The sequence below is a fragment of the Echinicola soli genome, from assembly GCF_006575665.1.
GTDB lineage: Bacteria > Bacteroidota > Bacteroidia > Cytophagales > Cyclobacteriaceae > Echinicola > Echinicola soli.
The window spans coordinates 4348417-4372265 of sequence record NZ_CP041253.1; the positions used below are offsets into that span (position 1 = coordinate 4348417).

General features: G+C 42.6%; 23 protein-coding genes. 10 read left to right on the forward strand and 13 right to left on the reverse strand.

What is annotated here, in order from left to right; all coding sequences use genetic code 11:
- Positions 1-52 precede the first annotated feature (52 nt).
- Together FKX85_RS17015 and FKX85_RS17020 are read right to left on the reverse strand one after the other, a co-directional pair.
- Positions 53-1957 carry a DNA topoisomerase IV subunit B gene (locus tag FKX85_RS17015; RefSeq protein WP_141615879.1) on the reverse strand — a complete coding sequence of 635 codons (1905 nt, stop codon included), beginning with the start codon at positions 1955-1957 and terminating at the stop codon, positions 53-55.
- Between the two features lie 46 nt (positions 1958-2003).
- Positions 2004-2498, reverse strand: a complete 495-nt coding sequence (locus FKX85_RS17020) for a DNA topoisomerase IV (protein ID WP_141615880.1) — start codon at positions 2496-2498, stop codon at positions 2004-2006.
- A gap of 345 nt (positions 2499-2843) precedes the next feature.
- On the opposite strand from FKX85_RS17020, the gene FKX85_RS17025 reads away from it, so the two are divergent.
- Positions 2844-3236, forward strand: a complete 393-nt coding sequence (locus FKX85_RS17025) for a hypothetical protein (RefSeq protein WP_141615881.1) — start codon at positions 2844-2846, stop codon at positions 3234-3236.
- A gap of 229 nt (positions 3237-3465) precedes the next feature.
- Positions 3466-3594 (forward strand): hypothetical protein, encoded by a 129-nt coding sequence (locus FKX85_RS21785; RefSeq protein WP_262711612.1) that lies wholly within the window; start codon positions 3466-3468, stop codon positions 3592-3594.
- Positions 3595-3723: 129 nt separating this feature from the next.
- On the opposite strand, the gene FKX85_RS17030 is transcribed toward FKX85_RS21785, so the two are convergent.
- Together FKX85_RS17030 and FKX85_RS17035 are read right to left on the reverse strand one after the other, a co-directional pair.
- Positions 3724-4641: an ROK family protein gene (locus FKX85_RS17030; RefSeq protein WP_141615882.1), complete on the reverse strand. Its 918-nt coding sequence runs from the start codon at positions 4639-4641 to the stop codon at positions 3724-3726.
- A 49-nt stretch (positions 4642-4690) separates the two neighbouring features.
- Positions 4691-5179, reverse strand: coding sequence for a YkgJ family cysteine cluster protein (locus FKX85_RS17035; protein ID WP_141615883.1), 489 nt, complete (start codon positions 5177-5179; stop codon positions 4691-4693).
- A 217-nt stretch (positions 5180-5396) separates the two neighbouring features.
- On the opposite strand from FKX85_RS17035, the gene FKX85_RS17040 reads away from it, so the two are divergent.
- On the forward strand, positions 5397-5756 hold the full coding sequence (locus FKX85_RS17040) for an arsenate reductase family protein (RefSeq protein WP_141615884.1): 360 nt from the start codon (positions 5397-5399) through the stop codon (positions 5754-5756).
- Here FKX85_RS17040 and FKX85_RS17045 read toward each other — a convergent pair.
- A complete protein-coding gene (locus FKX85_RS17045) occupies positions 5753-6583 on the reverse strand; it encodes a CvfB family protein (protein WP_141616827.1) in 831 nt (276 codons plus the stop codon). The two genes, FKX85_RS17040 and FKX85_RS17045, sit on opposite strands and share 4 nt — an antisense overlap.
- Positions 6584-6874: 291 nt before the next feature.
- On the opposite strand from FKX85_RS17045, the gene FKX85_RS17050 reads away from it, so the two are divergent.
- The 3 genes from FKX85_RS17050 to FKX85_RS17060 all read left to right on the forward strand — a co-directional run bounded on the left by FKX85_RS17050 (position 6875) and on the right by FKX85_RS17060 (position 9892).
- Complete coding sequence (locus tag FKX85_RS17050; protein ID WP_141615885.1) at positions 6875-7765, forward strand: 3-hydroxyacyl-CoA dehydrogenase family protein; 891 nt, start codon at positions 6875-6877, stop codon at positions 7763-7765.
- Positions 7766-7887: 122 nt separating this feature from the next.
- Positions 7888-8505: a deoxynucleoside kinase gene (locus FKX85_RS17055; protein ID WP_141615886.1), complete on the forward strand. Its 618-nt coding sequence runs from the start codon at positions 7888-7890 to the stop codon at positions 8503-8505.
- Between the two features lie 304 nt (positions 8506-8809).
- Positions 8810-9892: an IS4 family transposase gene (locus FKX85_RS17060; protein ID WP_229239664.1), complete on the forward strand. Its 1083-nt coding sequence runs from the start codon at positions 8810-8812 to the stop codon at positions 9890-9892.
- A gap of 532 nt (positions 9893-10424) precedes the next feature.
- Here FKX85_RS17060 and FKX85_RS17065 read toward each other — a convergent pair.
- Both FKX85_RS17065 and FKX85_RS21505 read right to left on the reverse strand, forming a co-directional pair.
- Positions 10425-11069 carry a DUF7255 family protein gene (locus FKX85_RS17065; protein ID WP_141615887.1) on the reverse strand — a complete coding sequence of 215 codons (645 nt, stop codon included), beginning with the start codon at positions 11067-11069 and terminating at the stop codon, positions 10425-10427.
- A gap of 37 nt (positions 11070-11106) precedes the next feature.
- Positions 11107-11256 carry a hypothetical protein gene (locus tag FKX85_RS21505; RefSeq protein WP_168196285.1) on the reverse strand — a complete coding sequence of 50 codons (150 nt, stop codon included), beginning with the start codon at positions 11254-11256 and terminating at the stop codon, positions 11107-11109.
- A gap of 175 nt (positions 11257-11431) precedes the next feature.
- On the opposite strand from FKX85_RS21505, the gene FKX85_RS17070 reads away from it, so the two are divergent.
- The 3 genes from FKX85_RS17070 (at position 11432) to FKX85_RS17080 (ending at position 15137) form a co-directional block, all read left to right on the forward strand.
- Complete coding sequence (locus FKX85_RS17070) at positions 11432-11764, forward strand: Hpt domain-containing protein (protein ID WP_141615888.1); 333 nt, start codon at positions 11432-11434, stop codon at positions 11762-11764.
- A gap of 91 nt (positions 11765-11855) precedes the next feature.
- Complete coding sequence (locus FKX85_RS17075; protein WP_141615889.1) at positions 11856-14219, forward strand: S9 family peptidase; 2364 nt, start codon at positions 11856-11858, stop codon at positions 14217-14219.
- A 378-nt stretch (positions 14220-14597) separates the two neighbouring features.
- Complete coding sequence (locus FKX85_RS17080) at positions 14598-15137, forward strand: SRPBCC family protein (RefSeq protein WP_141615890.1); 540 nt, start codon at positions 14598-14600, stop codon at positions 15135-15137.
- 145 nt (positions 15138-15282) lie between these two features.
- Here FKX85_RS17080 and FKX85_RS17085 read toward each other — a convergent pair whose 3' ends face one another.
- From FKX85_RS17085 to FKX85_RS17110, 6 genes are all read right to left on the reverse strand, one after another.
- Positions 15283-17088, reverse strand: coding sequence for an OmpA family protein (locus FKX85_RS17085; RefSeq protein WP_229239665.1), 1806 nt, complete (start codon positions 17086-17088; stop codon positions 15283-15285).
- Between the two features lies 1 nt (position 17089).
- Positions 17090-18061 (reverse strand): deoxyhypusine synthase family protein, encoded by a 972-nt coding sequence (locus FKX85_RS17090; RefSeq protein WP_141615891.1) that lies wholly within the window; start codon positions 18059-18061, stop codon positions 17090-17092.
- 109 nt (positions 18062-18170) lie between these two features.
- On the reverse strand, positions 18171-18809 hold the full coding sequence (locus FKX85_RS17095; RefSeq protein WP_141615892.1) for an OmpH family outer membrane protein: 639 nt from the start codon (positions 18807-18809) through the stop codon (positions 18171-18173).
- Between the two features lie 116 nt (positions 18810-18925).
- The gene (locus FKX85_RS17100; protein WP_141615893.1) at positions 18926-19828 is read right to left on the reverse strand and encodes a histone deacetylase family protein; all 903 of its coding nucleotides are present in this window, start codon (positions 19826-19828) and stop codon (positions 18926-18928) included.
- Positions 19829-19899: 71 nt separating this feature from the next.
- Complete coding sequence (locus tag FKX85_RS17105; protein WP_141615894.1) at positions 19900-20457, reverse strand: hypothetical protein; 558 nt, start codon at positions 20455-20457, stop codon at positions 19900-19902.
- 183 nt (positions 20458-20640) lie between these two features.
- Entirely contained in the window at positions 20641-21012 is a 372-nt protein-coding gene (locus FKX85_RS17110; RefSeq protein WP_141615895.1) for a phage holin family protein, read from the reverse strand.
- A gap of 191 nt (positions 21013-21203) precedes the next feature.
- Here FKX85_RS17110 and FKX85_RS17115 point away from each other — a divergent pair, with 191 nt between their 5' ends.
- A complete protein-coding gene (locus FKX85_RS17115) occupies positions 21204-21953 on the forward strand; it encodes an acyl-CoA desaturase (protein ID WP_141615896.1) in 750 nt (249 codons plus the stop codon).
- Positions 21954-23849: the final 1896 nt, after the last annotated feature.

Sequence of the window (23849 nt, forward strand, 5' to 3'; positions counted from 1 at the left end):
ATTAATAAGGTTGAAAGGTTTTAATGTTTTGAAGGGTCCAAAAATCGAGGACTTATGCTGCCTCAGTCTCTTCTGAATCCACTTTGGTTCCTCCATCTTTTTCCTCGACGATGTCTTTTTCTATTTTCAGGTTATCGATAATAAAAGTCTGTCGGCTTGGGGTGTTTTTGCCCATAAAGAACGAAAGCAAATCAGCTATCTTGGTGTCCTTATTGAGGATAATTGGTTCCAAGCGGATATCTTCACCGATAAAGCCACCAAACTCTTCGGGCGAAATCTCGCCCAGCCCCTTAAACCGTGTGATTTCAGGCTTATTTCCCAGCTTAGCGATAGCTTTTCTTTTCTCGTCCTCCGAATAGCAATAAATGGTTTCCTTCTTATTTCTCACCCTAAACAATGGGGTATCAAGGATGTACAAATGTCCATTTTTCACCAGTTCAGGAAAAAACTGCAGGAAATAGGTCATGATCAATAACCTGATGTGCATACCGTCCACATCGGCATCCGTCGCAATAACAATTTTACGATACCGTAAGCCATCTATCCCATCTTCAATGTTCAGCGCATGCTGCAGCAGGTTAAACTCTTCATTTTCATACACCACTTTCTTGGTCATGCCAAAGCAGTTTAACGGCTTACCCCTTAGGGAAAATACTGCTTGTGTCTGCACATCCCTGGATTTGGTAATGGAACCTGAGGCCGAGTCCCCTTCTGTGATAAACAGCATGGTATCGTTCTTCCTTTCCTCGTTGGCCTTGGCATCGTCGTAGTGCACACGGCAATCCCTTAGTTTCTTATTGTGAAGATTGGCCTTTTTGGCCCTTTCGTTGGCCAGTTTTTTTATCCCGGAGATTTCTTTTCGTTCTCGCTCCGATTGCAGGATCCGCTTGAGCAGGGCATTGGCCGTTTCTGTATTTTTATGAAGGTAATTATCCAGTTCGGTCTTCACAAAATCATTCACAAAGGTCCGCAAGGTCGGTCCATCAGGCCCCACGCTATGCGACCCTAGCTTGGTCTTGGTCTGCGACTCAAACACCGGTTCTTGTACCCTGACGGCAATCGCTGCTGCGATACTTTGGCGGATGTCAGCAGCATCGTAATCTTTCTTAAAAAACTCCCTTACGGCCTTGACAATCGCCTCCCTAAAAGCAGCCAGATGGGTTCCTCCTTGGGTCGTATATTGGCCATTCACAAAAGAATGGTACTCTTCACCATACTGATTGGTATGGGTCAAGGCCATTTCTATGTCATCGCCTCTCAAGTGGATGATCGGGTACCGCTTGCTATCATCATCAACCTTCCTGTCCAAAAGATCATGAAGGCCTTTGTCAGAAAAGTACTTTTTACCGTTGAAATTAATGGTCAATCCTGAATTAAGGAAGGCATAATTCCAAATTTGGTTTTCCAGGTATTCGGGAATAAAGTGGTAATTCTTAAATACGGAAGCATCAGGGCTAAACACAATCTTAGTCCCATTTCTATCAGAGCTTTTCTCCACTGGACGGTCTTCTTTCAGCTCCCCCCTTTCAAATTCTGCAATTTTCGTTTCCCCATCCCGGTAGGATTGTACTTTAAAATACTGGGAAAGGGCATTCACGGCTTTGGTACCCACACCATTTAGCCCAACAGACTTTTGAAAGGCACCCGAATCGTACTTACCACCGGTATTGATTTTCGATACACAATCGACTACTTTGCCCAGCGGAATTCCACGGCCATAGTCCCTTACCTCTACTTTGTGTTCACTGATCTTGATATCTATGGTACGCCCATACCCCATCATGTGCTCATCGATACTATTATCAAGTACCTCCTTCACAAGCACATAAATACCGTCATCCTGGGCACTCCCATCACCCAATTTCCCGATATACATCCCCGGACGAAGCCGGATATGCTCTTTCCAGTCGAGTGACCTGATACTATCTTCGGTATATTGTACGTTCTTTTCTGCCATGTGTGGTTATTATGTTTTCTTGGCTACTTAATTTTCTCTTCGCTCTTTACTTGTTGGACTGGACACTCTTCATTTTTCGGGTCAATAATATAAATAAAATGACCGTCCATATCACAAATAAAACAGGCAAAATATATAATCCTAATCCTGACGGACGCCCTGTTTCCTCAATGGTTCCGTTCAACTGGAATAGGTACATCACCACCACGATAATAGAAACATTAATGATACCAACAAAAGAATAAATCCATGTCAACATCTGTTCGCGGAAAGGGTCTCCTTTGGCAAACAACTTTTTGATATTTGGACTGGCTCCACTCTCAATGAGTTTAGCCGGGGTCACCAGCAGGATATTCAACACTAAAAAAATGCCTATGACAATATAGAAAAATATATTCTTATTCATCACTCCATGGGCAAACCCTTCCTCGTTCAGTTCAAAGCCCACCATCTCAGGCAAACCCGAATAGATGTACATGAAAATAACAATAAAAGCCAATACAGTAATTAGGTGGAATGCTTTAGCAAATCTATGATTCATATATGCGTATTTTAAACTGCTAATATAAGGGTTAAGATGATAGAATGCCTGATTCTGAAGTATTAGATTTCCGCATCCTTCTGCCCCATATTTCTGGATAACCATAATCTACTGACTGTAAGTAGCATTTGAAAGAATATGTCATATTAGTCTTAACTTTGTCAAGATTGCTTCACTCCGTTGCTCTGCGTTCGCATGACGTACCGATAAGTCAGGAAACTTTGTCTTAAGTCTCACTAATCATTACTAGATTCTTGGGCCTAGATACTTGCTACTGGCTACCACACTTGTATCCCCCCCTTTCTTGAACTACCTTTGGCATCAAATTATTATATATTATTCCCCATGAGAAAAACAGTTTTTCCCCTTATCATATTTACCATAATATTGGCGGCTTTCACCAGCTGTCTATCTAAGCTGGATACAGGCAATATCAATATGGACAATTGGAAAAACGATCGCGATGGCTGTAAAGGGCTCCGTATAAAGGATCTTGACGAACTCCAATCGCTTAAAAACACCTTTCTAGGCGCTACCAATCAAGAGCTCATCGTTACCTTTGGGCGCCCTGACAGGGTGGAATTGTTAAATAAAAGCCAGAGTTTTTTCTTTTATTTTCTCGAACCTTCCAGTGAATGTGATAGCCACAACAAAGAAAAAGAGCCCCTAAAGGCCCTTTTTCGCTTAAATGCAATCAATAAGGTCAGTGAAGTGACCATCACTACACTCAATCCATAGCGTCAATACTGGTCAGAGTCGTAGACTCAATTTTCATAGAGCCGAGCCACATACCCGGCACAATGTGTACTTCCCTGATTATAGTTGACCGGATTCATTATTAGATTTCATTGTCAAACATAGTAACAATTGGTCTTTCCTTAGATGAAAGTTTTGACCACTTCTTTTCAAACTCCTCTGGACTTTTGCTCATTTTTGCTTTAACGAGAGCTACAACCATGCATAACCAATGTCTGGTGCAAAACAGGCTTGTCTGGTGCCAAACAGGCTTGTCCGGTGCAAAACAGGCTTGTCTGGTGCCAAGCAAGGAGGAACAGCTTATCCCGGAGGATATCGGGAACGAGGCAGTCTCGTCTAAAGAGAAGGAGATTGCTTCCCTCCGTTGCTCTGCGTTCGCAATAGCCTGCCCCGATACTTTCGGGAATGTTATTCTCAAGTCTCAATACTCATATCTCACTACTGGATACTTACATCTTCATACTGTCAGTTAAAAGCAAAGTGCAGCAGCCCCTTGTGTTCCGGCATTGTTGCCTAAAATGGCTTTTTTGAGTTGAATGTCTTTGGTGTAATAATGAGTAAGGTATTGCCTAACGGTCTTTTCGAGTGCAGGCATCATAAACTCCAATCCAGCGGAGATTCCTCCTCCAAAATACACTTCATTTATGTCTAAAATACGGATTGTGGAGACAATCGCCTCGCCAAGGATATTCCCCACTTCCTCAAATGTGTTCAAGGAAACTTCATTTCCCACACGAGCTGTATCTACTAGCAAATGGGTCCCCAATTCTTTGTCCAATAGCTCTCCGGCCTTTTCAGGATAAGCATTGATCATCCTTTCCAGAATGTTCAATATGCCATTTCTGCCAATAATGGTTTCCAAGCGGGCATTTCCCCTAGAGAGCATATGCCCCATTTCCATAGCGTTGCCGCGTGCTCCTTTAAAAATCTTCCCTTCCACTACAGCAGCACTTCCGATCCCTGTTCCCATCGTGATAAACAGAAAATTAGGAGAGGGCTTCGACGAAGCAAACTTAAACTCCCCCATGGCCGCCGCACTGGCATCATTTTCCAGGAAAAAGCTCTTTTCAGGATACTTCTCCAAAAGTGCCCCCTTCAGGTCAAATCCATCCAGTTCAGGTATAGCAGGAATTTCCAGTGTGGTCGTTCGCTCTTTATTGATCAAGCCCGGTAAGCCTATGCCTACCTTATTGACATCGGGATATTTTGACAAGTACTTCCCAATGACATCCACAAAGCAGGAATTAAAGCCTTTTGGGTCATCCTTGTAGTGACTGGTATCTTCTTTATCAAAAGAAACGATATCTCCTTGCTGACTCACTTTACCAATTTTCAGGTGGGTTCCACCCACGTCTACACCCAGAAAGTGTTCGTTTTGATTACTCATGGTTTACGGTTTAATAGGTTTTGGATTCTAAAATACTAAACAGATCAGTTTACTTCCTAAATTCTTTGGAAAAGACTTGAAAGATTTCATTAACGGCAGGACAAACCAAGGTGTTTTTTAACGTCAAACCGAGAATTCCATGCATGTTTTTCCGATTGGTATGTGGATATTCCCGGCATGCCTTGGGGCGAGACTCATACACAAAACACTTGTTATCATCACCCAAAAAAGGACATGGGGCACTGTTCAGCACAAAATCCCCTTCCTCATCCCGGTGCAAATACGAATCGATAAATTCCGAAGTCTTCATGCGAAGCTTCTTTGCCAGTCGATCAATATCAATTTGCAAAAAAATAGGACTAGTGGTCTTGCAGCAGTTGGCACATTCCAGGCAATCCATCTTTTCAAATTGTTCCTCATGAGCTTCTTTAAACCTTTCATCAAGCACCTTGGGTTTGATCTTTCCCAATCGTGCCCGGAGTTTCTTGTTATGGCTATAATCCGAAAGGGATTTTTGCCTGAAATTTTCTAGGTCCATACTTTACTTTTGTTGAATTGCCTGATTGTCGAACTGGTAAATCGTAGGTGACAACTCAATAAATTTAACGGCTCAGCAGTTATACGGCTCAGCGATTTCACACTTCCCAGTCCCTTAAAACCATATTTTCACCTATTACAGGTATATTTTAAGGTAAAATATTTGGATTTTACAATATTATTCGTAGTTTTATTAGTAATTCCAAACCAGTTTCGACATGAAAATGCACCCTAACGAATTGTTCTTCTATTATATTCCCTCGCATACTATTGACAAACAAGCCAGGGCGTATGCGCGATCGGTATCTCGGTATGTCAATGAGATCAATATTGAAAAAGAACACATTACCACGACGGGATGGCGAACCATCTTGGACAAGTTGCATTTACGTCCCAAAGATTTACTCAACCGTGCTCATCCTGAATATCAAAGCCAAATAGCAGGCAAAACCTGGGATGATGAAAGCTGGCTGCACATCCTGGTAAAACACCCTTACCTGCTCAAGGCTCCCATCGCCATTAAACGTGATAAGGCGGTTCTATGTATTAATCCTGGAGAGATATTTAAACTGAATTAATCTATCAGGCTGATACCGTCTTCCTTGATTTCGATTTTCCTACTTTTATAAAGTTGACCAATGGATTGTTTAAAGTGCTTTTTACTCATCCCTAAAGTCTTTTTGATTTCTTCGGGGGATGATTTATCATGAAGGGGCAAAAAATGCTTAACTTTTAAAAGGTTTAAGATTTTTTCTGCCCCTTCTTCGTATTTCTGGCGGCCGATGGGCGTTAGCTGTAAGTCCAATTTCCCGTCATCCCTTCGCTTCTTAATATACACCTTCACATTGTCTCCCACTTCTATATCCTTAAAGGTCTCATTCTCATAGAGCAGCCCCTCATAATGCTGGTTGATCAACACCTTGTAGCCCAGATCAGATGATTCAAACACTAAGCCATCCACTTCCTGTCCTTCTTCGAAGATAGCCGTATCACTGAGCATAAAATCCTGGTACTTGGATACGCCGATCAGTCGGCTGGTTTTAAAGTCAACACAGATCATGACCAAGTGCTTTTCCCCCTGTCTCATGGGCTTGCCCATTTCAGAGATAGGGACAAAAAGGTCCTTGGGCAGTCCCCAGTCCATAAAAGCCCCAAACTTGGTTACCTCTTTTACTTCCATTACTGCAAATTCATCTGCCAAAGCCACCGGTCTGTCGGTTATGGCCACAGGACGGTCTTCACTGTCAGTATAAACAAACACGGCTACTTCATCCCCCTCTTTCTCATCTCCCAAAAGATAGCCCTTTGGCAATAGCACTTCGTTGCCGTTGGATAAATTTAAATATGCGCCATTTGCCGTAAAGCGGGTGATTGGTAGCGTAGAAATCTTCCCTAGTTCTTTAATAGTATCCATATCCTGCAAAGGTAACTAAAAGTGTGCAAATAGTAAGAAGCTGACTCTGGCAGGTGCAAAGTATCAAGAGGACAAGATCCTAACGGGTGGTTGGAGAGAAAAGAAAAGAGTGTCATCCCTCCCTTGTCTCACCTGCTCTATAAATCCTGAATTAATAGCTTGCTAAACCCAAGGATAAAAATTAGTTTTATATAAATCCAATATGTCAGTACCTGTAGGAATCAACAGATCTCGCACTGCATATACCAAGGGCAATGAGCCAAGTAATAAAACCACTATTTAATGTTGAAAATAGCAGTAATAGGATCAGGGACCATGGGAAACGGAATCGCCCATGTCTTTGCCCAACATGGTCGTCAGGTAGTTCTTATTGACACCAATGAAAAGGCTTTGGAAAAGGGTTTGTCGACAATTGGTAAAAACCTGGATAGGCAGATCTCCAGAGGGATCATCCAAGCAGAAGAAAAGGGGGTCGTTTTGGCGAATATCACCACCCATACCCAATTGGAAAGCGGAGTGCAAAACGCAGACATCGTGGTAGAAGCCGCTACCGAAAACACCCAACTGAAGCTGGACATTTTCCGACAGCTGGATCGGCACTGTCCAAAAAACACCATTTTGGCCACGAACACTTCCTCCATTTCCATTACCAAAATAGCCGCTGCTACCGAGCGGCCGGAAAAGGTCATTGGGATGCACTTTATGAATCCAGTCCCCATCATGCAGTTGGTAGAAGTCATCAAAGGGTACAAGACCTCTGAAGAAACCACCCATCAGATCATGTCCATAGCGAAAGGATTGGACAAGCTACCAGTAGAGGTCAACGACTACCCTGGTTTCGTCGCCAATCGCATCCTGATGCCCATGATCAATGAAGCCATCTATACCCTGTTTGAAGGAGTGGCTGGGGTAGAAGAAATCGACACCGTCATGAAACTCGGCATGGCACACCCCATGGGGCCGCTACAGCTCGCCGATTTTATTGGTTTGGATGTCTGCCTTTCTATTTTAAATGTACTTTACGAAGGCCTGGGTAATCCCAAATACGCACCTTGCCCCCTGCTGGTCAACATGGTCGAAGCTGGCAATAAAGGCGTCAAATCCGGAGAAGGTTTTTACATCCATACTCAAGGAAGCAAAGAACTGATCGTTTCAGAACGGTTTAAAAAGTAATCAGTAGGCAGTTTTAGGATTTATACAGATTCGTTCAGTCTCACAGGATGCCATTTTGGCCATTGGGCCTTCACCTTTAGCCCCACTCACCGACCATTAACCTTTCATCAAAACAACCAATCATGCACATCGCTATAGCTGGCAATATCGGAAGTGGCAAAACAACCCTTGCTAAAAAACTGGGCAAACATTATGGCTGGAAAATCAAGCTTGAGGATGCTGAAGACAATCCCTATTTGGAGGATTTCTACGAAGACATGAAAAAATGGGCCTTTCACCTACAGATTTATTTTTTAAACAGTCGTTTTCAACAAGTCAAGGAGATCGCAAAGTCCGCAACATCCACTGTTCAGGACAGGACAATCTACGAAGACGCCCACATTTTTGCGGCCAACCTGCACCAATCTGGCTGTTTTGAAGAGCGAGATTACCAAAATTACCTAAAACTCTTCCATTCGATGATGGAATATGCCGCACCGCCAGATCTTTTGATCTACCTGCGCGCCGATATCCCTAAACTGGTAAGCCAGATTGAAAAAAGGGGGCGGGACTACGAAACCACTATCAGCATCAATTATCTCAAAAACCTCAATAAGCACTATGAAAACTGGATCAATCACTACGACAAAGGCAAATTACTGATCATCGATGTCAACGACCTCGACTTTGTGTCCAACAGGGAGGACTTTAGCTTTATCGTCAACCAGATCGACAGGGAAATCAACGGGCTGTTTTCGTAAGGTCTTTTAACCTGAAATATCAATGTCGTTTAGTTAAGGATTTTTTTTAATTTTTGGGTAAGAAAAGGGAGCGTAGTTTTTTTGAAAGAAATCTGACAACGAGAAAGTCCTTTTCCTTTTCGGAGGACTTTTTAAAACTATTAAAAAGCAATATAGAAAATGGATTGACACGAGACAGGTTCCGTACGACTAACAAAGCATTTGTTCGCCAGCGGTGTTTGGGGTTTACTGATCTTATCTACTTTATGTTAGGTTTAGGTTAATCCAGTGTTCAGCAAGAGCTGGATGATTTTTTTCGGATAAATTGGTCAGCTATTCCAAAGGAGCTTTCAGTCAGCAGCGATCCAAACTAAACCCCAAGGTGTTTACCTGGCTGAATGGAAAACAATGTTCTTTTTATTATAATAAAGCCAGCCATGTCCGTAGATGGAAAGGTTTTCGGCTTATAGGTATTGACGGCAGTACTCAGCAGCTTCCTTACAGTAAAGAACTGGCAAAAGGTTTTGGCCAGTTCGAAACCCGGACTGAAAACGGCAGAAAAGTAGTCCTGGCCCGTGTTTCCCAAGCCTACGATGTACTCAATCAAATCAGCATAGATGCCAAAATCAAGCATTACAGGACAAGTGAACTTTCTCTCTGTGAAAGTCACCTTCCCTGTCTGGGGCAGGGAGACCTGCTTATAATGGATCGGGCCTATGCGGCCTTTTGGCTCATGTCCTCATTGGTTCAGCAACAAAAATCTTTTGTCATCAGGGTAAAGGCAAACAGGTGGAAACAGGCAAAGGCATTTTTAGCATCTACCCAAAAACAGCAGTTAATAGAGGTCTCCCCTTCCAAAGAGGCCATATACAGGTGTAAGGAAAGGAATATTTCTACTGAGGCACTCAAATTAAGACTGGTACGGGTACCGATTGAATCAGGAGAAGACCATATATTGGTAACCAACCTGGTTGACCATAAAAAGTACCCTGTCAGGGAAATCCGTGAGCTTTATAGGAAAAGATGGCCTGTTGAAGAGTCGTTCAAACTACTGAAAACCAGGGCGGAACTTGAAAACCTGAGCGGAAAGACGGCCAGGGCCGTTCTCCAAGATTTTAACAGCATCATTCTCAGGGCCAACTTGAGCAACATCCTCAGTAAAACACTTACCAAAAAAGGGGTTGACTACTGTAACAAAAAACGGAAAAATACTTATCAGATCAACAGAACCCAGGCTTATCGTAAAACCAAACCTATACTTGATCAACTGAACAAAGGGATCGACAAAATCATCGGAAAAATATCCGATTACGCTTTCAAACTATTGCTTCAGCTTGAAATAGTGCGGCCCAACAGGTCAGTTCCAAGAATAAAAAGGTATATAGCGCTAGACCCAGCAATTTTATAACTTATAATCCTTAACTAAACGACATTGCCTGAAATATGCATTAGCCTATTTATTACGACCTGAAACTACTTTAAAATCAGACGCTTTGCTTTAGTTTTCAACATCACCATAGCGGTGCTATGCTTCTGCCTCCAAACTAGCTGATTTTCTTTCATTTATAAGTTTCACTATATTGCATAATCCAGGTTTAACCAGACAGACACTCTTTGGAATTTTATATTCTATAGTAAAATATTACTGGAGTACGAGAAAACAATCGTCAAATTGAAAAAAAACCAACTGTTTTCATCCCTAAATCCCCTAAAAGGGACTTTCTAAAGCTCCCCTTTTGGGGATGGGTGTAATTTTTGGGATTGGAATAAAAACCTCAAATTTCTATTTAAAGAAAGTTTTTGATCATATTTGAAATTTAGTCGGACGCCAGTAATTATAAACCCGACTTTATGCCAGTCCGGAGTTACTCCGTCAGGAGTTTCCAGGGCATAAATACCGAACAACAATAAAGAAATCGCCGGAACTGGTCCCCCATCCATCAAACGGCTTTTCGCTGCAGCCAATTTAAGATCGCGTTGTAATTTTCCTCCTTTGGATTCATCAGCAGCTGATCGATTTTTTTGAGGCTACCACCCGTCATGATATTTTCATACATGGGAATACGGATGATCTTGTAGCCATGTAGCCTGCTCAGTAGATCGTATTGGGCATCATTATAGGCATTTAGCTTCCACCCTGCCGCGCCGTTTCCAGTGAGATCTCCCGGCTCCATGGACTCTCCAAAGCATTTGGTGGCAATGGGTGGGCCATTCCAAATCCTATCATGCTGGCCAGCCTTATGACATTCCCGCTCAAAAGTCCGGCACAACCGCTTATAACTGTCCAGCCAGGAAAAAGTAAATACTTCATACAGAGAAGCCTTCAGTGTAGCCAAACGATAACGGTTAAAATGCACCGCATCGTCATATATGAACAGAAATCGATCAATTCTAAAATCAAATCGCAACCTCTCCAACAAAACCGGTTCCCCAATACCACCCATACACTCGTAGAGTTCTGCTTGCAGCCCGGCAGCTTTATCGTCCAGTAACTTTTTATTGATTTCCAACCGGAAGTCCTCTTCCAGATCGACATTATTCTCTAGCAGTACCTTGATAAGGTTTTGGACTTTTAATTGGTGCACTTGTATATTTCTTTTGTGATAATGTGGATGATTGATGTTATTCGGAATCCGAATTGATAATCCTTTCTTTTAGGCTTCCCTTGGAGCCCGGAAAGGTCGTTTTGGAAGAGATATCAAGTCCGATCAAGATCATGATGATCAGAAAAACGATACTTACCAGTAGAAATATTTTTTTCTTTGTTTTCATATTGAAATCTTTTCGCCTATTTTTCCAATATAAATTTTGCCAAAAGTAGTTTAAACTTAACGTTAATAAAAAACTAAAAGCCCCTAAAAACGTTAAAACAGCCAAATCTTGGTTTATTTCATATAAGGCAAAATTGACAAACTATTACTTCTTAACCATTTTCTTTAACTACCAAATGTACGAACTTATCAATAAGGATGTTATTTTTCAGTTCTTAGGAGATGACCCTGAACTCATTCGCCCTATGCTGGAAATGGTATTGAACAACAACCTCACCGAACTGGAGGAACTCGACAGCCTTTATCAGAAGGGCAACTACGACGAAGTGAGAATAAAAGTACACAAAGCAAAGTCCGCGATGGGCTATGTCGGCGCTTCTTCCACCAAAAATTTGCTTCAGGAAATCGAAAAGGATGTGGCCAATACCTATCCAAAAAACATCTCAGCGCTTAAGGCGGAAATTGAAATCATCAAAAAGGAAATTTCCGATTTTTTGAAAAGCATGTAACGGGCTTTTATTCATAAGCTTTCGTAACCATTTAACCTTTTTGCCTTGCAAGATTTAGACTTCTTGATCATATTGGGGAAAAATCCCAAATATGAAAAAAATTTGTTTACTGTTTTTAGTTGTTTTCGGTACCATCGTAAGTACCTTCGCCCAAAAAAGTGTACTTTCCGTGGAAAAGATCATGCAAGATCCCTCTTGGATGGGCACTTTTCCCTCAGATGTCCACTGGAGTGCAGATAGCAAAACCATCTACTTCAACTATAATCCAGAAAATAACCCTACCGATTCCCTTTATAAAATACAGCTATCCGATACTGAAAAAATCATCAAAGTCCCCGCTAAAGAAGCTCTTGGCCTTATCCCCTCTTCCGGTGATTTTAATGAAGCCCAAGACCTAAAAGTCTACACCCGCAATGGGATTTTATTTTTATATGATTTTAACGAGCATCAGGAGCAACAACTCCTTGAACTGGGAGACCGAATTTCCCAACCAGAATTCCTGGCTGATGAAGCAGTCATTGCATTTCAGCTTTCAAACAACATGTTCACCTATCACCTGGCTTCAGGTGAAATCAAAAAGCTCACCCACATCAAAGATGGAGAAAAGCCCGCAAAAAAAGAAGCACAATTATCTGAAAAGGACAATTGGCTGAAATCCGAAAATCTTGACTTGCTCCAAGTCATCCACGAGCGGGAGACCAAAAAAGAAAAGCGAAAAGCCTATCGTGAAGCGACGAAAGAAGCTGAAAAATTCACCTTTTATACTGAGGAAAAGCGATTGGCAAACCTTAAGATATCCCCAGATGCGAAATTCGTCACTTTCAATTTAATTACCCCTTCGAAAGAACGGAAAAACACCTTTGTCCCTGATTACACAGACGTCACAGGATACACCAGTGACCTTGATACCCGCCCAAAAGTAGGCGATGAAGCCTCCAAGGTAGAAATGGCTATTTATAACTTGGAAAAGGACACCGTCTACTATGTCCAAACCGACCAATTGCCGGGTATCAAAGACCTTCCTGACTATGTAAAAGACTATCCTGAACGGAAATGGAAAGAAGAAAACCGCCCAGTCATTACTTCAGGAGCTTATTTTTCTCAAAACAGCCAAGCGATGGTCAACATCCGCTCCACAGACAATAAGGATCGGTGGATTGCACTTCTTGACTTGGAAGATGGCACTTTAAAAACACTTGACAGGCAGCGTGATGAAGCCTGGATTGCTGGTCCTGGCATCGGCTATAGTTTTGGGGGAGGCACCTTGGGGTGGCTTCCAGATGGTGAGCATATTTACTTCCAATCAGAAGCTACTGGATATTCCCACTTGTATCTTTACAATGTAAAAAACAATAAGAAAAAAGCCCTTACCAAAGGAGCATTTGAAGTATTTTCCCCATCCCTTTCACGTGATGGCAAACACTGGTATTTAAGCTCCTCCGCCATTCATCCCGGGGAGCGCCATTTCTACAGGATGCCCGTTATGGGCGGAAAAATGGAAAAACTCTCCTCCATGGAAGGAAACAACAAGGTAAGCCTCTCTCCAGATGAAAAGCACCTGGCAATCTTGCACAGTTACAGTAACCAGCCTTGGGAACTATACCTAAAACAAAACAGTGATAAAGCCAAAGCCGTCCAGCTTACTTCAGGCCAAAGTGAAGCATTCAAAGCCTATGATTGGAAGGACCCTGAATTGATCCATTTTGAGGCACAGGACGGTGCCAAGGTGCCGGCTAGACTGTATACCCCTGCCCCATCCACTGCCAATGGCGCAGCGGTGATCTTCGTCCACGGAGCAGGATACCTCCAAAATGCCCATAAATGGTGGTCCAGCTATTTCAGGGAATATATGTTTCACAATTTACTAACCGACTTAGGCTACACCGTTCTGGATATTGATTACAGGGGAAGCGCCGGCTACGGCCGGGATTGGAGGACGGGGATCTACCGTCACATGGGCGGTAAAGACCTTTCTGACCAAGTGGATGGTGCCCAATACCTGATCGATGAATTGGATATTGATTCGGAAAAAATAGGCATTTATGGCGGCAGCTACGGTGGCTTCATCACCCTGATGGCCTTATTTAACGAAGCTGACACCTTTACCTCTGGAGCGGCCTTGCGCTCCGTGACAGACTGGGCACATTATAATCACGGTTACACTTCCAATATCCTTAATGAGCCGTTTAACGACCCCATTGCCTACCGCAGGAGTTCGCCGATTTACTTTGCCGAAGGGCTGGAAGGCAATCTCCTTATCGCCCATGGCATGATAGACGTCAATGTGCATTTCCAGGATGTGGTCAGGCTTTCACAACGGTTGATCGAATTGGGCAAAGACAACTGGGAAATGGCCGTTTATCCGGTGGAAGACCACGGTTTTGTAGAGCCTAGCAGCTGGACAGATGAGTACAAGCGCATCCTCAAGCTCTTTAATGAAACACTACTGGATTAACGTATTATAAAAAGTATTTGCTCAATGGAAGTTTATTCTCCTACTGGGTACGAAAAGGTACCCAGTAGGTAATTCGGTGGTAGTTGCCCCCTGTAGCGCTGCGGTTAAGTTAACAGCACCTCTTGTCCCGACTGCCTGGACAAAAAGGATAACAGCAGGTGCAGGATCGATAAACCGGTGGTCATCCTTGCCTATCTATGGTCAACCGCTACTTTAGCCTGACCACATAGAAAGGTGCAAAGGATTAAAAATATGCACTATACTTTCCGCCACTACACCATCAAACAATTATTTTAGGTGTGTTAATTTAACCAAAAATAATTTTAACTTAGTAGACAAAACTTACTTTACCCCCCAATTTTAACCTAAATAACCTGTATGAAAATCCTAAAAATCATCCTGCTGTCGATCCTGGGACTTGCGTTATTGGTACTCATCATTGCCTTCTTTGTGCCCAGGGAAATGAATGTCCAAAAAAGTGTGGTCATCAATCGCCCTGTGGAGCAGGTTTTTGACTATGTCAAGATGCTCAAAAATCAAAATGAATTTTCCGTTTGGATGACGATTGACCCCAAAATGAAAAAGGCATACGAAGGAGTAGATGGCACAGTAGGAGCCATCACTAAGTGGGACAGCCAACATAACGACGTAGGACAAGGAGAGCAGGAAATTATAGGTATCGAAGAGAATACACGTATCGATTATGAACTCCGATTTATCAGGCCATTTGAGTCCACCGCCCAAGCTTATATGATCACAGAAAGCACCTCTGCAAACCAAACCAAGGTAACTTGGGGCTTTCATAGTGAAAGTAAATATCCAATGAACCTTGTCCAAAAAGTGATCGGACTAGAGAAAATGCTAGGGGACCAACTTCAGCAAGGACTGGACACGCTCAAAGGACAAATGGAGGAGTAAAGTTTAGATTACAGTAAACATTATATGAATTACATCCGCTGTTCTTGGCTCTTCTCCTGAGCGCACGTCGAAGGATGAAGTGCTGTTCCTTTATTGTAATCAGGAGCTTCCCTTAAAGGGGGGGTATACTCCCCTTTAGATTACCTTAATCGATTACGACCATCTCCACTCTCCTGTTCTTTTCCCTTCCTTCGGTGGTACCATTATCTGCAATAGGCTCACTCCCACCCAATCCGCGAAGCATGATCCGCTCAAATTGGACGCCATGGTCTACCATATAATCCCTGATGGCACCTGCCCGCTCCATAGAAAGCTGCTTGTTGAGGGCTACATTGCCGACATTGTCCGTGTGGCCTTCCAATCTGATCTTCTTGGATGGATTCTCCTTCATAAAATCCACCAATTGATCGATATAGGTCAAGGAATTTTGATCAGCTAGTTCTGCTGTCCCCTTCTTAAATAAAACCTCTTGTAAAACCAAACTCGTTCCTTTATCGGCCGGTGTAAGCATCACCAGTTCCTTTTCTCCAAAATCAGTCACCAAGATCGTCTCAGGAAGGTAGTTTTCGGATGAGATGGTCACTTTCGCGGTGTTTTCCCGCAAGGGAAGTTCTTGGGCTCCTTTAAGCCCTTCCTCGACACCTACTTTATCTCCGTTTGCATTCTTAAAAGTCACTTTAAAAGGAATTTCAGCATTGGTGTTTTTATCCAAAGCACTGACTTTGATAAGGCTATTGAGAGTGGCTGCTTCCATCACAGTTTCCTGGTCCTCCGAAACTTTCTCCACTAATTTCTCCTCAACAACGACCGTTTCTTCAGTCAGCTCCTCTTTTTCCTGAGCTATTTCAGCTACCTGCTCTTGTTCCTTCTCAGCAGCAAAAGGGACATTTTCTTCTCCTCCAGGCAACGTGGCCACTTCTGAGACAGTTTCTTCCACAGCTACCTCACTGGTCACATTGGCCGTACTGGTCACTGGAGCTGGGGTGTTTTCACTTACAGGGAAACTGGCTGCCAGGAATCGACCATTTTCCGCGGGCGAGACTTCTTCCAGGACGATCTCTTCCTTCCTTCTCATCAGAATATCGCCATAACCTTCACTGTTTTGGGTAGTGGTGACAAAAGCTGTAAATGGGCTGTTAGGATCGATAAAATACGAGAGTTCGACCCCTCTGGAATTGATGTCGTCCTTTAGCATTTTGGGTTTGCTCCATCGCTCCCAAGAATCATCGAGTCGCTGGGAATAGTAAATGTCCCTGCCTTCACCAGTGCCGTGTCCGTTGGAAGAAAAATACAGCACTTGTTTGTCATTGGATAAAAAAGGCGTCATTTCCTGCTCATAGCTGTTGACATCAGCACCAATATTCTTTGGCACCGACCATTTTCCTTCAGCCTGCTTAAAACTCACATAGATATCCTCATTGCCAAAAGTCCCATATGTATTCATGGACATGATCAGGATATCACCGGAGGGGTGCAGCCGTGCGCTAAAACTCTTTCCGTTATTCTTAAAACTCCCAAAATCAAGCTGGTACTCATATTTCCAGTCTGTTTCACCAGTACGCCGATAAAGGTGAATGCCATGGGGTTTCTTCTTGCCATCGTGATACACCAATGCCGAATTGTCATCCGGAAACCCAATGAACAGATCGTAGCCCGTGGTACTCAGACTGGCCACGGGCTTGGCTTCTTGCCATTGGTTAAAATCATCCTTTTTGCTGTACCAAACATCGCCATAATCCCTACTGCCTCCAGTATTATCAGGATGGAAGGCCACGCTGAGGAACAGCTCTTCCCTTGAAGAAAGCACGGGCTGCTGCTCATCATATGGGGTATTGACCTGCTTGAGGGCATAGATCCCTTGGGCAAAAGATGGAGTAAATGCACAAAAAGCAAGCACAGGAACCGTGCTTGCTTTTAGAAATGTTGATTTAAGTTTTTCTGCTACGTTCATTTTATTGGTCTAATACAATCGCAAATACTAATGGAGCCACAATGGTCGCATCAGATTCGATGATGTATTTTGGCGTATCGATTCCCAGTTTTCCCCAGGTGATCTTTTCATTGGGGACGGCTCCTGAATAGGAACCATATGAGGTGGTCGAGTCAGAAATCTGGCAAAAATAGCCCCAAAGCGGCACATTTTCACGCTGTAGATCCTGATGAAGCATCGGCACTACACAGATCGGGAAATCCCCTGCTATTCCTCCTCCTATTTGGAAGAAACCAACTGTGCTATCCTCTTTGGCATTTTCCGTATACCACTCTGCCAAATACATCATGTACTGAATACCGGTTTTTACGGTATGGACATTTTTCACATCTCCTGTGATCACATGTCCTGCAAACATATTGCCCAGTGTAGAATCCTCCCATCCTGGTACGATGATCGGAAGATTCTTTTTGGCCGCTTCGAGCAGCCAACTGTTTTTAGGGTCGATCTGATAATCCTTTTCCAATTTTCCTGAAAGCAGGATCTTGTAGAAAAATTCATGTGGAAAATAGCTTTCGCCAGCACGATCGGCATTCACCCATTCCTCCAAAATGATATCTTCTATCCTCCTCATCGCTTCCATTTCTGGAATACAGGTATCAGTGACCCTGTTCATGTGTCTGTCTAGCAAATCCTGTTCCTCTTGTGGAGAAAGCTGGCGATAATGTGGAACTCTTTCATAATAATCGTGTGCCACCAGGTTAAAAACGTCCTCTTCGAGGTTAGCACCGGTACAGGTGATGATCTGTACTTTGTCCTGTCGGATCATCTCCGCCAGTGAAATTCCCAATTCTGCAGTGGACATGGCACCGGCAAGGGTCACCATCATTTTCCCGTTATTGTCCAAATGGGCCTTGTAGCCTTCTGCTGCATCGATCAAAGCGGCAGCATTAAAATGTCTGTAGTTGTGTTTGAGAAATTCTGTTATTTTCATCAAGAATAGTGTTTACGTCCTCACTAAAATTACTGATATTATTTGGTACAAAAAAAAGCCCGGACAGTACCGGGCTTTTGATATTTTTTCAATGTCCCATCAGGATCGGTCACTCACCTGCTGCGGTACTGTCTTTATCAGCTTTTGCCGGTGTTGGGGTATCACCCGCCTTATAGGCCTCATTAAGGCCCTTGGTGACGTCCTTGGTCACATCCATGGCATCATGGGCATACCATACACCGCCACCTCGCGTGTAGCTAAGTACCATTTCCAGGCCATTTTCTTCTGCATAGCCTTTCATAAACTCCTGAATCTTGTCATATACCTCATTGTAAAGGTTTGTTTCATCAGCAGAAAGTTCCTGCATCAAGTTATTTCTGTATGTCATCAGGTTTTGCTCCTTTTTCATCAGGTCCTCTTGCTTGGCCCTGGATTGATTAGGGGTCATGTTTTGGGCAGTTTGCTGAAAACTGGACACTTCCTGTTCAAACCCTTTGGCACGGTTGGCCAGCTCACTTTCATAGCGCTTGCCTTTCTGGGAAATCTCCTCTGATTTGTCTTTAAAAAACTGGTAGTTATTGATCACGCTGTCTGTGTTGATATATGCAATTTTCACTTCGCTCAAATCAACAGTACTACCCTTAGATCCATCATTACTTGTAGAGGTCGTTTGGTTTCCTTGGTTACAGGCTGTAAATAGAATTGCAGCCATTCCTAAGATGCCTAATGCTTTGCTTATGTTTTTCACTTTTCTTGTTTATTATTTCAACTTGCCGCAAATATAAACAAAGTTCTCATTCTACAAATTGTTATTTGGTATTTTGAAGGCTAGATTTACTTGTGATCGTGCTCTGTGAAACGTCCTTAGAAAAATATCTCCTGTGCCAGGCGATACGTGTTGGCATGGGCCTCAATGATATGGCTAATCTTTTCAGCATATCCACCTCCCATACAGCACATCATTGGGATTTCATCCTGATGGGCCATTTCCAGCACCATCCGATCGCGAGCCTTGCACCCTTCAATGCTCAATCCCAGCCTGCCCAGCTTGTCAGTGGACAATACATCCACACCACACTGATAGATTATAAAATCAGGCTCCACCTGATCGATCAATCGCGGGAGATTTTCCTTAAGTGTCTTTATGTAGAATTCATCCCCCACTTTGTCGGGCAAAGGCACATCCAGATCGGACTTTTCTTTGTGCAAAGGGTAATTGGCAGCACCATGCATACTGAACGTAAAGACAGCCTTTTCGTCTTTAAAGATTTCGGCAGTACCATTGCCTTGGTGAACATCCAGGTCAACCACCAGGACTTTCTTGGCCAGTTGGTTTTTGATCAAGTAATTTGCGGAGATCCCGATATCATTGAGCAAACAAAACCCCTCTCCCCTGTCTGAAAAAGCATGGTGGGTTCCCCCCGCAATGTTCATCGCAATGCCATGCTCCAGTGCAAAAAGGCATGCTTGGACAGAGCCATCCATAATGTGAATTTCCCGATCCACCAAAGAGGCACTCAGCGGGAATCCTGTCTTTCTGATTTCTGATTTGGAAAGTGTAAGCTCAGTAAGTTTTCGCAGATATGCTTCCTCATGCGGGCCGATGATCCATCCCCTATCCAGCGCACCCGGTTCGAACAGGTTACGTTGCGCTATTGTCCCCTCATACAGCAATTGTTCCGGTAACAATTCATACTTTTCCATTGGAAACCTATGCCCTGCGGGTAAAGGGTGTGCATACTTGGAAGACCAGGCGATCTTTAACATAGCTGACAAAATAAAACCGTTTGCTGGGGATCAACAAACGGTTTGGCCAATTAGTTTTGAAAAAACGGCAATTACTCCTCAATATCCTCAGACTGGAAGGAATAAAGGGTATCATCCAGCTTAATGGTATCGTCGTTAAATTCCTTAATGAATTTTTTAATGACCGTATCATCGATGTGGTCCACGTACAGTGCTGCATCCACACCGATACCAAAGTCATGATTGGTGTCCATGTCTATAAACTCCTGTACCTTTACGGCCTCTTCTTCTTCCAGGTCCATGATGATCTCTGTAATAAACCACCCGATCTCTTCTTCGTCATTGTCCAAAGGCTTAAGATTTCCATTTTCATCCTCCTCATAATTGATTCCCTTAAAATTAGGGAATTTCTGGGCAGCTTTATGTTCTGCCAGTTCATAGATTTCACTGGAGTGATGAAGCCTCAGCGTATAGAGCGCTGCGTCATAAATCACTTCCCTTCCCTCAAACATCCCTAGAAAGTAAAAATTTTTAAACTCTTCGTTGTTCCCATCAGAAGGTATCACCTTGTAGGATTTCCCTGAAGCCTTTAGCTCTTCTTTCAGGGCTTTGATTGTCTCGGGCCTAAACCCATCATTCTTATATAACATATCTACTGTCAAAAGGGTGTATTAACTAATAATCTAATCAATCGATATAAAAATGTACATCCTGAATTGTACCAATCTACACTCAAACTTTACTAAGTAATTAAATTACAATTAATTACAATAAAAAAAAATGAATGCAGAAAAATTTCAGGACCCATGATCCAACTTCAGCCTTATGCCGAACTACTTCTCACTATCGAACAAAGAAACACCAAAAATGGCATTGATGATCGATAAAATAAAACTGAACAACAGTGCCCACCAAAAACCATCCACTACAAAGCCCGGGATAATTTCAGCAGCAAACAAAATAATCAGCCCATTAATTACCAGCAAAAACAAGCCCAATGTCACGATCGTAATCGGAATGGTCAATATGATCAGGATAGGTTTAATGGTATAGTTCAATAAACTGATGACCACCGCGATGAGCACACCAATCCAAAAATCCTCTACATAAACCCCTGGTAAAAGGTATCCAGTAACAATTACAGCCAAACCAGCCACAACCAACTGGATGAGGATATTACCCCAGCTATTGCGTTTACTCCTCATATTTTCAATTATTGCTTTATTAAGTTCTGTATAAAAGTAAGTGCATAATACCAGTTTAAAAACGCTAATACAATAAAAATCGTTACTAAAAATCATGAATTATATCATGTTTAACAAAATTTATCCGAGCTTACTCAAATTTTACGGTTTAAGAAATTATCTTTGTAATCTTAAATCAACAATAAAATCAAGTGATATTAATAGTATTCTTCCTTCTTCACTGGTATTTCTCGCTGTTTTGCCAGAGTTTCTTTCTGCACCGGTATGCTGCCCACCAGATGTTCATCATGAACAAATTCTGGGAAAAGTTCTTTTACTTTTTCACCTGGGCATGTCAAGGCAGCTCTTACCTATCACCAAGGGCTTATGCCATTCTTCACAGAATGCACCATGCGTACAGTGACACCCCTAAAGATCCACATAGTCCACACCATACCGAGAACCTCTTTACCATGATGTGGAAGACCAAGAACATTTATAACGATTATTTCAGCTTTAGGCTTAAGCCGGAAGAGCGGTTTTCAAAGGACGTTCCCGATTGGAAAAAATTTGATCTCATGGCCGACAGTATGGTTGTACGCGTCGCATGGGGTGTACTATATGTGGCGATCTATGTGTTAAGCATCAGTGTTTTTGATTTGCCAGGTACCCACTGGTGGATGTACTTCTTGCTCCCTATTCACTTCATGATGGGGCCGGTTCACGGTGCCATTGTAAACTGGAGTGGACATAAGTACGGTTATGCTAATTTTGACAATAACGATCATTCAAAAAACAGCTTACTACTGGATGTGCTCATGCTGGGTGAATTGTTCCAAAACAATCACCATAAACTGCCAAATCGTCCAAATTTCGCAGTAAAATGGTATGAGTTTGACCCTACCTACCCTGTAGTGAAATTACTTCATTTTACACGCATTATTAAATTGAGAACTAATTGATCTAATTCTTGCAAAAAACATATTTAAAAGGACTGCTTAGACAAGCAGTCCTTTTTTTTAATTTAACCCGGAATTGATGCCGTTTAGTTAGTAAGTATTAGGGATGACTGATTACTATTTCTCTTGCTAAATTCCAGCTTGGTTTTCATCCCATTACCTTTGTTCCTTTTTTGCTACAGGTCAAAAAAGAATCCAAACCTGTCCGCCTGTGGAGGAAACTCCGCCGCGGTGCCTCTATTGTGCTAAAATTAAACCCCTCCTTTTTTTAGCTGCCAACCCCCTTTTTGATTAACATTCGTCAAATCTATCTGGCTACTAGACAGACAAGCCTGCCTTCTTGCCCGCCCACTTTATAATTTCTTAACGCCCAATACCTGCAAGGCGGAACATCTCATACAAGTTTTAAACGGCCCTAAATTAAAACTACTGGTGTCCGAGAAAACAATCGTCAAATTGAAAAAAATCAACTGCTTTCAGCCCTAAATCTCCTAAAGGGGACTTTCTAAAGCCCCCCTTTAGGAGATGGGGATCATTTTAGGAATTGGAATAAAAACCTTGAAATTTCTATTTATAGACCGCTTTTGATCATATTTGAAATTTAGTCGGACGCCAGTAAATTAAAACCATGATTCCCTCAATAACCGCCCTTCAAACTGGAAAATCCCCCTTAACTAAACAGCATTGAACCTGAAATATGCATTAGCTTATTTATTACGACCTGAAACTACTTTAAAATCAGACGCTTTGCTCTAGTTCCCAACATCACCATAGCATTGCTAAACTTTTGTCTCCAAACTGACTGATTTTCTTGCATTTTCAAGGACAGGCTATAACGATTTCTAATGCATAAACCGGGTTTAAGCTACTTATGGATCATAGTGGGTAAATTATCCAGGGATCTGTCCCGCTTGGGCGAATAGATCAGGAAAACAGGTTTGTACCCGCCCATAGCGAGGCAGGCCTACGGTACAAAGTGGATCAAGAAATATTTCTGGGGGCGGGAGAAGATTTATATTCATTTGGTATGTCGCCACGAAGTCGCCAAGACACGAAGTGTTTTGTAGGCGGATTCCAAGTTTCATGGAAAACAAACAGCTTTGGGTCTTAGAATCTTTGTGGCAAAAAAACAAAAAAGAAATCCTATTAAAATAAAGGGATTCATGCCCTCAACTTTTTCGCTTGCCTCCTCTTTAGCACATTTTGAGGACCAAGCAATATTTCTGGAAGATGAGAGATTTCCAGGTGGTTTTGGTAAGCATATTTCTCTTTAATGTAGCAATAGGAATGTGTAGATTATAAAATCAGTATAAATCCGTCATTGCGAGGAAGTATAGCCTGTCCCGACCTATCGGGAACGTGGCAATCCCGTATTAAGAAAACGAGATTGCTTCACTCCGTTGCTCTGCATTCGCAATGACGGTATTTTAAATCGCGTTTATTATAAAAAATCAGCGTAAATCTTATTAATCTGCATCATCTGCGTGCTATCGAAACCAACCCTAATCCCCCCAACTTTTCCGCTTGAGCCCACAAAGTGCCCAGAGCCAACCTGATTTTTTTAAGCTTTAATGCCTAGTGGAATTCCCTAGCCCCTTTATTTTTTAGCGGACAGAAGGAGCATTAGCTTGGTAATAGAAAGTGAACACAGTATCCCAACAGTGCCGTAGGTACTAACCATAGGCAAGGAAAGAATGTATTATTGTCGACTGCATCAGGAGCATAAGTGCCAAATTTATCAGTTCACGTGTTTCTTCGATCCCAATAGCCCAGTACCGCTCTACTTACCCACTATAATCACATAGCACCTCATTTTCTTAGCGCCCCCCCAACTGTCCCAATCCCGGTCGACCGGAAACAAAGACCGGCGAAAGGATCCCAGACAAACTCGTATGACGT

Excerpts from the sequence above, each read along its gene's own strand:
- FKX85_RS17015 (WP_141615879.1), bottom strand. The coding sequence starts at position 1,957 with ATGGCAGAAAAGAACGTACAATATACCGAAGATAGTATCAGGTCACTC.
- FKX85_RS17020 (WP_141615880.1), bottom strand. The coding sequence starts at position 2,498 with ATGAATCATAGATTTGCTAAAGCATTCCACCTAATTACTGTATTGGCT.
- FKX85_RS17025 (WP_141615881.1), top strand. The coding sequence starts at position 2,844 with ATGAGAAAAACAGTTTTTCCCCTTATCATATTTACCATAATATTGGCG.
- FKX85_RS21785 (WP_262711612.1), top strand. The coding sequence starts at position 3,466 with ATGTCTGGTGCAAAACAGGCTTGTCTGGTGCCAAACAGGCTTGTCCGG.
- FKX85_RS17030 (WP_141615882.1), bottom strand. The coding sequence starts at position 4,641 with ATGAGTAATCAAAACGAACACTTTCTGGGTGTAGACGTGGGTGGAACC.
- FKX85_RS17035 (WP_141615883.1), bottom strand. The coding sequence starts at position 5,179 with ATGGACCTAGAAAATTTCAGGCAAAAATCCCTTTCGGATTATAGCCAT.
- FKX85_RS17040 (WP_141615884.1), top strand. The coding sequence starts at position 5,397 with ATGAAAATGCACCCTAACGAATTGTTCTTCTATTATATTCCCTCGCAT.
- FKX85_RS17050 (WP_141615885.1), top strand. The coding sequence starts at position 6,875 with ATGTTGAAAATAGCAGTAATAGGATCAGGGACCATGGGAAACGGAATC.
- FKX85_RS17055 (WP_141615886.1), top strand. The coding sequence starts at position 7,888 with ATGCACATCGCTATAGCTGGCAATATCGGAAGTGGCAAAACAACCCTT.
- FKX85_RS21505 (WP_168196285.1), bottom strand. The coding sequence starts at position 11,256 with ATGAAAACAAAGAAAAAAATATTTCTACTGGTAAGTATCGTTTTTCTG.
- FKX85_RS17070 (WP_141615888.1), top strand. The coding sequence starts at position 11,432 with ATGTACGAACTTATCAATAAGGATGTTATTTTTCAGTTCTTAGGAGAT.
- FKX85_RS17075 (WP_141615889.1), top strand. The coding sequence starts at position 11,856 with ATGAAAAAAATTTGTTTACTGTTTTTAGTTGTTTTCGGTACCATCGTA.
- FKX85_RS17080 (WP_141615890.1), top strand. The coding sequence starts at position 14,598 with ATGAAAATCCTAAAAATCATCCTGCTGTCGATCCTGGGACTTGCGTTA.
- FKX85_RS17085 (WP_229239665.1), bottom strand. The coding sequence starts at position 17,088 with ATGAACGTAGCAGAAAAACTTAAATCAACATTTCTAAAAGCAAGCACG.
- FKX85_RS17090 (WP_141615891.1), bottom strand. The coding sequence starts at position 18,061 with ATGAAAATAACAGAATTTCTCAAACACAACTACAGACATTTTAATGCT.
- FKX85_RS17100 (WP_141615893.1), bottom strand. The coding sequence starts at position 19,828 with ATGTTAAAGATCGCCTGGTCTTCCAAGTATGCACACCCTTTACCCGCA.
- FKX85_RS17105 (WP_141615894.1), bottom strand. The coding sequence starts at position 20,457 with ATGTTATATAAGAATGATGGGTTTAGGCCCGAGACAATCAAAGCCCTG.
- FKX85_RS17110 (WP_141615895.1), bottom strand. The coding sequence starts at position 21,012 with ATGAGGAGTAAACGCAATAGCTGGGGTAATATCCTCATCCAGTTGGTT.